This window comes from Microbulbifer sp. TYP-18, from assembly GCF_040932045.1.
Lineage (GTDB): Bacteria > Pseudomonadota > Gammaproteobacteria > Pseudomonadales > Cellvibrionaceae > Microbulbifer.
Genome location: NZ_JBFRBC010000001.1, coordinates 554696 through 567001 on the forward strand (window position 1 = coordinate 554696; position 12306 = coordinate 567001).

A 12306-nucleotide genomic window follows, 5' to 3' on the forward strand; every position below is an offset into this window, starting at 1 on the left:
CACAGTAAACGCTTTTCCAAGGGGCAGTGACATACACATGGTTTCCGACACTCACAGTCAACGCCTATTCGGTCTCACCGTGCGGCAGAATGCGCACCCGGATATGCGCCGGCTGCGCCGTACCGCGGGCGAGGCCAGCCTGCATGGCAACAAATTCTGGAAGAGTTCCTGCCTCACCATGGATTATTTGCGCCGCCACCCCCTCAAGCGGGGTGCGCGGGTACTGGACCTGGGCTGTGGCTGGGGACTCGGGGGCATTTTCTGCGCAAAGCAGTTTGGCGCCAGGGTTACCGGTCTGGATGCGGATTCCAGTGTATTTCCGTTTGTGCGTTACCACGCGGATCTGAATGGGGTGGAGGTGACCACCTGGCAGTGCCGCTATGAAAGGGTCACGTCCGCCGACCTGGCGGGGTTTGATGTGCTCATAGGCACTGATATTTGTTTTTGGGACAAGCTGGAGCGCCCGCTCTACAATTTAACCCGACGGGCGCTGGGCGCAGGTGTGGAGCGGGTGGTGCTGGTGGATCCCGGGCGCTCCCCTTTCCGCCGCCTGGCGGAGCGCGCGCAGGACAAACTGGGCGCCCGATACCGGGAATGGCAGGTGGCGCGGCCGGTCAAGGCTAGTGGATGTATCATGGTGGCCGGCGCATCCGGCGACTGAACAGGCTTGAGGTGACGAGACATGCAATATGACAAGTTTAAGATGCCCTGCGCGGACCAGATTATGCCGGGGCGCCCAGAGGCGATGGAGATCAGCGCCCGCCACCATGTGAATGGTCGCCAGATGAAGCCGCCGTTTCCCGAGGGAATGCAACAGGTTCTGTTTGGCATGGGGTGCTTCTGGGGTGCGGAGCGGTTGTTCTGGGAGCTGGATGGCGTTTATGTGACCGCTGTGGGCTATGCGGATGGTTGTACCGAGAACCCCAATTACGAAGAGGTATGCAGTGGCCGCACCGGTCACGCGGAGGTGGTGCTGGTGGTTTTCGACCCCGGCAAGATCTCCTTTGAGGAACTGTTGCGCCACTTCTGGGAGCAGCATGACCCCACCCAGGGCATGCGGCAGGGCAATGACCTGGGTACCCAGTACCGCTCTTGCATCTTCTGTTTTGACGACGCCCAGTTGGAAACCGCACGTCAGAGCCGCGAGCAGTTTCAGCAGGCACTTAAAGATAAGGATTTTGGCGACATCACCACCGAAATCACCTCGGCCCCGCCTTTTTACTACGCCGAGGAGTATCACCAGCAGTATCTGGCCAAGAACCCTGAAGGTTATTGCGGCCTTGCCGGCACCGGCGCCTGTATGCTGCCCTGAGTGGCGTTTATCACCTGGGCCCCGGGAGGGCCGGCGGTCAGCTAGCAGGCTATTGAAATTCGAAGAATTTCGACGCCTGCTACCGGAATATGGAGGTTCCGGCAAAATCGGCGACGCCTAAGTCGTTGATTTTGGGAGAAAAGTGAAAATCACATTTTTCGCTTTTCGTGTGTTGAAAAAGGCGGGATGCCTTTTTCAACAACCTGCTAGGGCTCACTCAGCTTGAGAAAAGCCTCGGAAGGCTATCCTCAGTAAGTGGCAAATTCAATCTTCCCCCATAAACCGGATAATATGCCGGGCAATATCGACAGGCTTTTCTTCGACCGCGAAATGCCCCGCATCCAATAGATACAATTGGGCATTCGGAAGGTCCCGGAGATAGGCCTCTGCACCCGCATAAATAAAGGCGGGATCATTTTTGCCCCAGACGATCAGGGTTGGCGGTTTTTGTTTACGCAAAAATGCCTGCCAGTCGGGATAGGCATCAATATTGTTTTGGTAATCCTGAAACAGTTGCACCTGTATTTTGCGCTGCTGCCTGGTTTCAAGAAAATGCAAATCATGGGTCCAGCTGTCGGGGCTCATGATAGTCTGCCGGTCTTGAACGTCACGCAAATACTGCTTGTCCCGCACCCCCTGTAGCCCGGTTATATTATAAAGCTGTCGCCATTTTTCCGGGGAGCGGTCTTCATGGGCGCTCTTGAAAAAGGCGCGTCTGGGTGCTGTCAAACCTTCCAGATAGGCATTGGCATTTTGTACGATCAAAGCCTGCAGGCGCTCGGGCTGTTTCATTATCAGGCGATATCCCACCGGTGCACCAAAATCCTGCATATAGAGCGTATACTGCTTGAGACCGAGGGCATCGGTAAATCCAGCCATCACATCGGCCAGAAGGTCAAACGTATACACTGTGCCTTCCGGGTCCGGTTTGTCGCTATATCCGGAGCCGAGATTGTCCGGCGCTATAACATGAAAGCGCCCGGAGAGGAGTGGAATCAGCTCGCGGTAGCTGTGTGAGGAGGCCGGGTAGCCATGCAGCAGCAAAATAGTCGGGTTTTTGGGGTTCCCCGCCTCCCGGTAAAAAATTTTGTGTCCACCCACGTCAATGGTTTTATAGTGGGTTTTTGCCGGCCACACCGCATTTTGCGCCCATAGGGGTACAGCAAAAACCAGTGCGGCAATCAATGCGAAAGAACAAAGGTATGGCCTCATACTTCTCTATCTCCTCAGCTATAAAGGAATCTCTGATTAATTCAACGCTAAGCTCCGCTGAGGCAGTACTGAATTAATCAGAGATTCCTTAACCTGCAATCCAATAAATAATCTTCCACCGACAGGGCTGTCGCCCCTCAAAGCCTGCGCAATTCCCCAAACCGCAGATTTTCCAGGCCTGTGCTGGCTTTTGTCCGGCGATGATCCCTCTGGCACAGTGACGCGATAACCTGCCTGGTTACCGCGCTGGCAGGTTACTGGGCAGGGCCTTCCAGCAACCTGTTGAGTTGGACTTGTCACAAAATGGGAATATTTTCCCAATAAACCCGATTTCCGGACTACGTTGCAACAAAATAATAAAAATCTATTATACAAGCAATAGTGACGAAGATAATGATTTACACTATTGGCTAGATAGGTAGGGCAGAGTCTTGGCCCGGAACTATCCAGGTGGTCGGCCCGGTATATCCATAGCGCCTCCGAGGGTGGATTGCCAGGGTGGGAGAGGGAAGAATATCGTCAATAGCGCCGCTATCGAACGGGTCAGCGGGCTGGATTATTTTTGTCCGATAGGGCCTGTAGCTTTTTGATCGTCTCCGGGTCGGCGCTAAGCCATATTTGCAAGGGATAGGACTCGAGCACAACAACGTTCTTGACCCGCCCGGATTGCTCCAGCCGCTGCACTTCCAGCAAAACCGGGTCAGGCGTCATCCTGGCGCCCCTCACCATAACCCTCTGCCAGTCTGACTCATTATTTTCCACGGTTGTGCAAGCGCAAAGAAAAACGATTAAGGCTAGAATTTTTTTCATAGTACCCTTTAAAAAGGCGCCAATAGGCGCCTTTAATCATAGTGAATCCCAGCTGATTTATCTACGGATAAGTCGCAATCCAGTCCTGCAGGGTGCTAAATACACTGCTGTTTATACGCGTGCCGCAATTCTGGGTAGGTGAGCCTGTGGTATGAATACCGCGGACAACATTGCCGGTATCCTTGATGCCGCTACCACTTTGGCCACCCGCTGTATCCAGGGTATAACATATTCTGGTGCTGCTCGCGGTTGTGCTGCCGGAATCCGTCCACATGGTGCCAAACGGCTTGTCTCCCGGATAGCCGGTAACACTATGGGTTCCCCCGGAGTAGGTTCCCCACCCGGAGTTTCCGCCGTGAGGTTCGTCAGCTAATACAATAATTGCATAGTCAAAGTTGGTGTCTGCGCCGTTGTGCCAGGCGGTGGTGGTGACCGCATTCGTCCAGGTTTCACTACCCCAGGGTTCGAAAGTGCCATTTTGAGCTACAGTAAAATCCAGTGCGCTGAAAAAAGTGCCCGCGCCATTGGAAACGCAATGCCCGGCGGTTAACACATGCTTTGCCGTAATCAAGGTGCCGGTGCATCCCACGTCGATGCGACCGTTATGCCAGTGTGGATCCTGAACCGTATTGGTAATCTGGACTCTGTCGTCGGGGCCTATCACAACATAGGGGGTGACCAGTTGATCCCCCAGCTCACCCGGCGCAGTGGCTGGCAGTTGGCCTCCCGATGAAAAGAAACTTGAATCCAGGCCCTGTGATTCAAAAATAGCAATCGCCTGCTCCAACAGTGCAAGCTCCATTTTGCCGACTTTTGCGATAGATTGCTTGCCGTCTGGGGTGACCGATATGGCACTTAGTGCCTCTGCGCGCTCTGCTAAGGTGTAATTTCTCTTTAAAGCCGCTTCATTGACTATCGGTTGTTGTGCGACATTATGACCATCTATAAAGATTGCCGGTTGGTCTATCTCAACAAAATTGGAAAGGGAGCCCGCGCTTGCGGTTCCGGAAAGTACTGCCAGGGAAAGAAAAATATGCATCCGATTCATATCTAATTCCTCTCAAGCAATTTTTATTTAATACAACAGTATTTTTCATTTTTTGCAGTTACTGACTATGCGCGCAAACCATATAACAATAATACCTGTGCTTACAATTGCAGGGTCCACTCAAGTAGTTAAATGGGTGCCATAATCTTAAAATTTATTCGCGAGTGATGCATAGTAATTGGTATTTTAACTATTAGGAAAAAATAATTCTATTAAGCCAATGAATAATAAACTCTTCTGAAAATTATTTTGTCAGCGATATTGATTATATCTGTGCGCTGAACTTCTTCTAGCAGGCTGTTGAAATTCTAAGAATTTCGGTGCCTGCTACCGGAATATGGATGTTCCGGCAAAATCGGTGACGCCTGAGTCGTTGATTTTGAGAGAAAAGTGAAAATCACATTTTTCGCTTTTCGTGTGTTGAAAAAGGCAGGATGCCTTTTTCAACAACCTGCTAGTGTATGTGGATCGCTTTAGCTCATCTACTGGCTGAATCTGTAAGAAGAAAAATATTCTCGACAGGCACCGCACGATCAGGCGCAATGGACGTGTAATAGGCTGCCCAGGTGATTCCCTTTGCGTGACGGATAAAGCATTCCAGAAGCCCCCCGTGGGCTGTCCCTGTTACCCTGCGCAATCTTTCCCATACCTTCTTCGAGTCCCTATTGCCCTGATAAAGGCTCTCTTGGGCTTGTTTCCATTGTCCGCCGTCGGTTGCGGCGGAATCATGTCGCCGCAGTCCAAACAGCGCCTGGATGCAGGCGCCACTCGGAGCCTGGTGTGCTCCCTGTGGTGGATTTATCCGTTGAGCGCTAAAAAGAACCGGCACCATTCGGTGACTGGTGCAAAACAATTCGAGAGGGACAAGGAGTATGACAAACTCAATCACAACTCGCCTGGTTGCGCTCTGCCGGCATACCACAGCGGCCCTGGTTGGTGGCTGCTGGTTGCTGCAGGCCGCTGCCGCATTTGCCGTAGAGCCACTGAGCGTCAGCGGCAACCGGATTCTCATTGGCGGCCAGGTCGGCAGTCTGGCCGGCAACAGTTTTTTCTGGAGTAACAACGGCTGGGGCGGGGAGAAATATTACAACGCGGATACAGTGCAGTGGTTGCGATCGGACTGGCATTCCCCCCTGGTGCGGGCCGCCATGGGGGTAGAAGACGGTGGCGGCTACTTTGCCGATCCGGCTGGGAACGAAGCCAAGGTGCGCAGAGTGGTGGATGCGGCCATCGCCAATGATATGTACGTTATCATCGACTGGCATTCCCACTATGCCCACATCCACGACTGGAACCGCGCTATGGATTTTTTCCGGCGCATGGCCTCCGCTTACGGTCATACCCACAATGTTATTTACGAGATATACAATGAGCCCAAACAGGTTTCCTGGAGTGGTGATGTCAAACCCTATGCAGAGGCAGTGATCTCTGCCATTCGCGCCATCGATCCGGACAACCTGATTATCGTCGGTACCCCGACCTGGTCCCAGGACGTGGATCTGGCTTCCTACGATCCGATTCGGGGTTACGCCAATATCGCCTATGCGCTGCATTTCTATGCCGGCACCCACGGCCAGTTTCTGCGCGACAAGGCGCGCACCGCCCTGGACAATGGCATAGCCCTGTTTGCCACCGAATGGGGCACTGTCAATGCCGACGGTAATGGCGGCGTCAATCATGGTGAAACCGACAACTGGATGAATTTCCTTCGCACCAACCACATCAGTCACGCCAATTGGGCGATTAATGACAAGAGTGAAGGAGCCTCCGCCCTGGTGCCCGGTGCCAGCAGCAGCGGCGGCTGGTCCAGCTCCAGCCTGACGGAATCCGGTAATAAAGTGCGGGACATTATCCGTGGCTGGGGAGGCAACCAGCCTCCCGATGGCAATTGCGATAGCGTCGCGCTGCCCGCCCGAATCGAAGCAGAGAATTTCTGCGCCATGTCCGGCATACAGCTGGAGGACACCGCCGACACGGGTGGCGGCCGCAATGTGGGCTATATCGATACCGGCGACTGGATGAGCTACAAGGTCCAGGTGCCGGTCAGCGGGGTTTACACTGTTGATTACCGGGTGGCCGCGCCCGGCAGTGGTGGGAGACTGCAACTGGAGGCGCGGGGCGGCTCCCCTGTGTACGGACAGATGGACATCCCCGATACCGGCGCCTGGCAGAGCTGGAGCACTATACAGCATCAGGTTCAACTGGAGGCCGGCGAGCGGGAACTGGCTATTGCCGCCCTGGCGTCCGGCTGGAACATCAACTGGCTGGACATTCGGCACCAGGACGAACCGGACCCCCCCGGCGGCGACATCTTTATCGAAGCCGAAGATTACACCTATATGAGCGGTGTACAAACGGAGGTAACCAGCGATTCCGGTGGAGGTCTCAACCTGGGTTGGATAGACACCGGTGACTGGATGGCCTATCACGACATCTCAGTGCCCACAGCCGGTAATTACACTGTGGAGTTCCGGGTTGCTGCACCGGGCGGGGGCAGTCTCAGTTTCGAGCGTGCCGGCGGTTTTCCGGTGTATGGTACTGTCGGTATCCCCGCCACCGGTGGATGGCAAAACTGGACCACCGTCAGTCTGACCACCTATCTGGAAGCCGGTGTGCAGAATTTTGGCATTGGTGTACCCCAGGGAGGCTGGAATCTCAACTGGATTCGCCTTATCCCGCAGTAGCCCCGAGTCCGCCCCCTGGCCACCGGCGGCAGGCTCCGATAGTCCATTAACCCGGCAATGGAATACGTTGCCGGGTTAATAGGTACAAGGATGGTCTTTCGCCCGGTGGGTGCCTGCGTACGCCCTTGATAAGCAGCCGATGTGGCCTGTCCTTGCGGCTGGCTATCTCCACTCAAGTGCCAGTTTGAACAATCGGTTACAAAGGTGCTTTAGGCGCATTGGAACAGAGGATTGGTGAACTAGCTCACAAATAATGTCACGATAATTTTCCTTTGATTCTTATCTGCTATATTGGTTTATCCTGTTATATAAGTACCAGGTAGCTATTCAAAAAGAATAAAAAAGTTATTTATGTCCGTATTGTCAAACTGCCAAACAGATTGACAGTAAATGCTCGAACAATCGCTTATTGCTTGTCAGGTGCTCAATAATCTGGCTGGTAACTGCGGTACAGGGATGTGAGACCGTCGGGAACAGGCTCTCGGAAAGCGAGCAATTCCTGGTAATTTTGCAGGTTTTCAAGGGCCGCAATCCAGAGGATATGGATTGTTAGGTTGATTACAGCTACACAGTAATAGGAGTTTTGATCGTTGATGCGGTTAATTGTACTACTTGTTTTTTTATCAGCTAATGTGTATGCATCCAGCACTGACTATCAGGCAACCTTCCAGCGAGAGGAAATCGAAAAGCTCTTTGCGAGTTCCTTTCCGTTTGAAGTCGAGATAGAGGAAACCTGGGTATTTGATGACCGCCAGGATCGTCTGGCCATGTTGCGGATGGAGATGATTTCAGACCAGATCGATGCGGGCAAGGAAATTGAATATCTGGCCAAGTATGGCATTGAGCGGATATCTGAAGGTAAATACTCGATAGATCTGAGTGCCTATCCAGGCTGGATGACGGTCTCGCAGTTGTTTGGGCCTATGACATCTCCCAATTTTGTACAACAGGGAACTGAGGCTCTCAGAGCCAGGGGTTTCAGTGAAAAGGACCTACAGGTTCTGACAGTTTATTTGGAGGAGAATCAATTTATAAAAGAAAGACAAAAACTATATTTAAACTACCTGAAGGTTGAAGGCCCCGGATTAGTGAGAAAATTTAATTCTCCAGGAGGTGCAATTCCTGCCTTTCGGGATTATAAAAATAACCTGCAAAAGCGGTTGAGAAAATTTGAGAAGGAATGGTTCAGGAATCTGTATCGCAGCCTCGATCAGCGGGCTGGCCGCGTTCTGATTTCCTACCTGGTAGAACTTTCCTCGGATTTGACTATCATCCGTGAAAATAATTTTAACGAGAGTGTGGAAAGACTTTTTGCCTCGATCAAGGACGGCAGTTTGGTCAGGGCAATTGAAAAGCAGTCAAAAGGGGAAAAATAATATGAGATCACGCTATTTTACTGTTTTTTTGCTGGTGTTTTTTTCTGCCAGGGCAATGTCAGCGGTTACTTTATCCAACCCCAGTATAACTGTGGAGCAGTTGCTTAGCTCGGAGCCCGAGCATGTCAAGATACTTGCCAGCGCCACGGCGGTTAGCAACAATTTGATACCTCAGATTACCGCCACCTTTGGCTATGATTTTACCTGTCCTACCATTCAGTCGGGAACACTGAGAGCCAAGAGGACCTACGGCACTGAAACCTCATGGTCGCTGGTGATGAATTTTTCAAAGTCCAACCAGGATATTGTTGGATATCCGACCTGGACTGGTTCAAGTGCCACTTGCCTGCTGAATTACAATTGGACCGCTATGAATCGCTATGCACTGAGCGCGACTGTGGGAGTTGGAGCGGGTTTCTCGGTTGATTTACCTGACCACGAGTATGGAGACAACACAAACGTATCCGTAGTCCGTCATTCTGACCATGCCTGCCCGGTAAATCCCTGTGGTGGGAATACCGGAATAATTTGCCCCTGAGTAGCATGAGGAATATAAAATGAAAAAAATAATTTCCAAAACAATCTCCTATGCAAAGGTACCTGAATTTGTCGCAATACTGGCATTGTCCGCGGCGTTTTCTTCCGGTACTCAAGCGCACCCCTGTACCTATACAGACCCCATTGTGATTGACTTGGGTGCAGACGGTATAGAATTTGCGGCTCCCGGGAAGGGTGTGCGTTTTGATATTTCGGCCAACGGCCGGCCCGCCCATATCCAGTGGGTTATGGCAGGGGGCAACGAAGCCTTTGTGGTACTGGATCGTAACGACAACGGTATAGTTGACGATGGCTCCGAGCTGTTTGGTAATGCCACGGAACTACACGACGGCAGCGGGACTCTGGCCGCCAATGGATTTTTGGCGATGGCGCAATACGACAGTCCGCTACTGGGCGGTAATGATGACGGTATGTTGAGCGAGGCGGATGTAATCTGGTCTGATCTCAAATTATGGCTGGATAAGAATGCGGACGGTGTCAGCGATGTCGATGAGATCATGTCATTGGCGGAGTCAGGGGTGGAGAGTTTGCCGACGATCCCCAGGAAAAATCCAAACCGGCATGACGCCGCCGGTAACCTGATGCCCTATTGGGCGCACGGCCAACTGGCAGCCTCGAAATCCAATGACGGTGGTGAGAAGCTTGTCAAAACCAAAGTGGTCGATGTCTTTTTCCAGATAATAGGCCACTGACAAACGAAATCGGAGGGCCCTGGCCCTCCTGGCCTTACTGTTGACCTTTTTTAATAGCCCTGTTTTGGAATGCAATCCGGCCAGGGCTTTTTCTTTCTTTGATTGACCCGACAATCCAATTGATCATTCCTCTTCTATTGAATTGCTCGGTTAATAGCACTGTTACTCCTATCCACTTTTCTCTTCGCTGTCCGGGTGCAGAATATGGGCGCACCAGTCGCTCCAACTGCCTGGGTAGAGAACCGTATTTTCGCGGCCGGCGAGATACAGGGACAACAGATTGACACAGGCGGTCACACCGGAGCCACAATAGCAGATCAGGCGCTGGTCCGGTGGAAGGTCCGCCCAGTGCTGCTCAAGTTCTGTCCGGTTGCGCACAAAGCCATGCTCGTCGGTGATACGTTTCCAGGGCTTGTTGACGGCGCCGGGGATATGGCCCGCCAGTGGATCTATTGGCTCTTCCTCGCCATCAAATCGACGCGGTTCCCGCGCATCCACCAATTGCATGCCCGGCATTGGCTCCGGGTGGATATCCCGGTAATCCACAGTCATGTCCGCCTGGGGGCTGGCGACAAAGTCGCCGGTTGCGGCAGGGGTGACCCCCTCGCCGGTGGCCATCGCCAGGCCGGCGTCTCGCCAAGCGCCCAGACCACCATCCAGCACCGCCACCTGTTTGTGGCCGAAATACCGAAATAGCCACCAGGCCCGGGCCGCAAACGCCAGCCGCTGGTCGTCGTACACCACAACCCGGGTGTTGGCACTGATACCCGCGGCGCGGGCAAAAGCCTCAAATTGTTGTGGGGCTGGCAACGGATGGCGTCCCCCGAAGTGACTCAGCGGCCCGGATAGATCCCGGTGCAGGCTGGCATAGACGGCACCGGGGATATGGCCCTTCTCAAAGGCCCTGGCACCGGCGTCCGGGTCATCCAGCTGGTAGCGGCAGTCCAGTATCACCAGATCCGGTTGTGCCGCTATAGCTGCCAGATCTGTGACGCTGATTAGGGTTGGTAGGGTCGAATCCATAGATTTTTTTAATACTCCTGTTATTACTATAAGAGGTGACTCATAGCACCGCCGCTGGAAAATGCGCTGAATGGTGGCCAAGTTACGGTGACAAAAACCCTTTGTCCAGTGGCAGTTGGAGAGAAGACCATCTACTGCAGAATAAAAGCCCGAGTGATTGTGGGTTAAGTTGCAACCTCTGGCTATGAAGTACTAAGTAACCCTGGAAAAGGCCAAAAGTACCAATAACCCTGAAAAAATGAAAAGACTTCTATATTCATGGGCCTGGTCTTCCCTTTTTACAAGACAATACCAAAAATAAAACGCCAAATTGTCGTGGCTAACCCCCCTATCAGAAAAACACTGCGTCTGATGTTCTGAAAAGTCGCTTTTTTGCGGATTCGATTTTTCCTGAATTTTTGGTGGAATGACATGCGAAATTATTCGCGACTTTTCTTCAGTGATACGATTGTATCAATAGGTATTCTGCCAAGTGATTATTCAGAGGGTTTTTTATGGGCGTATTTATTTAGCTTGTAAAAATGCACTATACCTGCGTGGTCTTTGTACTGTTCGTGTGGCTATTTATCATTTTTATCACATACATAATTTAAAGAAAATTTTTATGAAAAACTTAATAATCTCCGTATTTCTTACCATTAGCATTCCTTTCCCAAGCAGCCTGGTCAATGCGGAAACCTGGGCTCCCACGGGGACTGTCGCTTTAGAAGGTTTTATATCTGCTGGATTCGGCCCATTTCCCTGTGAACTGAATGGAACGGCTATCTTAAATGGCTCGGATGCAACCATCACAGCCTTGTCAGTGTCTGATTTCTCTCCTTTAGATCCCTGTGGAATAACGGGGTTCAATGGATTGCCATACAATATGGAGGGCCATAGTGGTACTTTCTGCAGCACCACTGCTATGGTGACTATAGAGAATATACAGATGCAGACTATATTTGGTGTATGTAGCGGAGATTTAACAGGGGATATCGACCTGACTACTGGGGTTATACGATTTGAGGATGCCAGTATTCCCTTCTGCACTTTGAATGGTGGAGTAAATACCAATCCACCTGCATCCTTTATTCCCCTTTGAGGGTGGCAGAGGGCCGAAAAAACCTTGTCTATAGCCTGCTGTCTCGAACGGAGAAATTCGGTTTGCAAGTCCAGCATACAATTACTTGATTTGTTGTGGTAGTTTTCAGGCAAGGATCACAGTTGTGGGGCAGGAAAAGCCTAGCAGGCTGTTGATTTTCACCCAGATTCGAACACGGTAATCGTTTGAATCCGCAATTCTCGGCCCAAATAGACGATTTAAGGCCATTTTTTACCCTTACGGGCCTTGGTGGCGGGCTTTCCCCGCCTTCAAGACGGACTATCCCTGTAACGCCCTCATTCGAGTCAGGTTCCAGCCAATCATCGTCAGCATAAAGACACTGTTCACTTTCGATAAACCGCGTACTTTCATCTGCCTGATGAGACCAATTGACTTACCCTAGGGCCTGTTAACACTAATTTTGATAAAATCTGCGTTTATGGAAATCACAAAATCGCAGTTCAAAATTATCGAACACCTGCTGCCTTTACAGCGGGGTAACGTCAAAAT

The 12306-nt window shown here is 51.7% G+C and carries 11 protein-coding genes; 6 read left to right on the forward strand and 5 right to left on the reverse strand.

Translation table 11 applies throughout. The features are described 5' to 3' along the window. The first annotated feature begins 37 nt into the window (after nucleotides 1-37). Together ABVT36_RS02185 and msrA are read left to right on the forward strand one after the other, a co-directional pair. Nucleotides 38-661, forward strand: a complete 624-nt coding sequence (locus tag ABVT36_RS02185) for a methyltransferase (RefSeq protein WP_367152001.1) — start codon at nucleotides 38-40, stop codon at nucleotides 659-661. Between the two features lie 21 nt (nucleotides 662-682). Further along, on the forward strand, nucleotides 683-1312 hold the full coding sequence (msrA, locus tag ABVT36_RS02190) for a peptide-methionine (S)-S-oxide reductase MsrA (protein WP_368455046.1): 630 nt from the start codon (nucleotides 683-685) through the stop codon (nucleotides 1310-1312). A 264-nt stretch (nucleotides 1313-1576) separates the two neighbouring features. On the opposite strand, the gene ABVT36_RS02195 is transcribed toward msrA, so the two are convergent. The 3 genes from ABVT36_RS02195 to ABVT36_RS02205 all read right to left on the reverse strand — a co-directional run bounded on the left by ABVT36_RS02195 (nucleotide 1577) and on the right by ABVT36_RS02205 (nucleotide 4382). Next, nucleotides 1577-2524 (reverse strand): alpha/beta fold hydrolase, encoded by a 948-nt coding sequence (locus ABVT36_RS02195; RefSeq protein ID WP_368455047.1) that lies wholly within the window; start codon nucleotides 2522-2524, stop codon nucleotides 1577-1579. Between the two features lie 543 nt (nucleotides 2525-3067). After that, on the reverse strand, nucleotides 3068-3235 hold the full coding sequence (locus ABVT36_RS02200) for a hypothetical protein (RefSeq protein ID WP_368455048.1): 168 nt from the start codon (nucleotides 3233-3235) through the stop codon (nucleotides 3068-3070). 160 nt (nucleotides 3236-3395) lie between these two features. After that, nucleotides 3396-4382, reverse strand: coding sequence for a serine protease (locus tag ABVT36_RS02205; RefSeq protein WP_368455049.1), 987 nt, complete (start codon nucleotides 4380-4382; stop codon nucleotides 3396-3398). A gap of 872 nt (nucleotides 4383-5254) precedes the next feature. On the opposite strand from ABVT36_RS02205, the gene ABVT36_RS02210 reads away from it, so the two are divergent. From ABVT36_RS02210 to ABVT36_RS02225, 4 genes are all read left to right on the forward strand, one after another. Beyond that, nucleotides 5255-7066, forward strand: a complete 1812-nt coding sequence (locus ABVT36_RS02210) for a carbohydrate-binding protein (RefSeq protein ID WP_368455050.1) — start codon at nucleotides 5255-5257, stop codon at nucleotides 7064-7066. A 593-nt stretch (nucleotides 7067-7659) separates the two neighbouring features. Further along, on the forward strand, nucleotides 7660-8442 hold the full coding sequence (locus tag ABVT36_RS02215; protein ID WP_368455051.1) for a hypothetical protein: 783 nt from the start codon (nucleotides 7660-7662) through the stop codon (nucleotides 8440-8442). A 1-nt stretch (nucleotide 8443) separates the two neighbouring features. Beyond that, nucleotides 8444-8980, forward strand: coding sequence for a hypothetical protein (locus ABVT36_RS02220; RefSeq protein ID WP_368455052.1), 537 nt, complete (start codon nucleotides 8444-8446; stop codon nucleotides 8978-8980). A gap of 19 nt (nucleotides 8981-8999) precedes the next feature. Beyond that, nucleotides 9000-9692: a hypothetical protein gene (locus ABVT36_RS02225; RefSeq protein WP_368455053.1), complete on the forward strand. Its 693-nt coding sequence runs from the start codon at nucleotides 9000-9002 to the stop codon at nucleotides 9690-9692. A 168-nt stretch (nucleotides 9693-9860) separates the two neighbouring features. Here ABVT36_RS02225 and ABVT36_RS02230 read toward each other — a convergent pair whose 3' ends face one another. Then, complete coding sequence (locus ABVT36_RS02230; protein WP_368455054.1) at nucleotides 9861-10715, reverse strand: sulfurtransferase; 855 nt, start codon at nucleotides 10713-10715, stop codon at nucleotides 9861-9863. Between the two features lie 576 nt (nucleotides 10716-11291). Then, entirely contained in the window at nucleotides 11292-11873 is a 582-nt protein-coding gene (locus ABVT36_RS02235) for a hypothetical protein (protein WP_367152811.1), read from the reverse strand. Nucleotides 11874-12306: the final 433 nt, after the last annotated feature.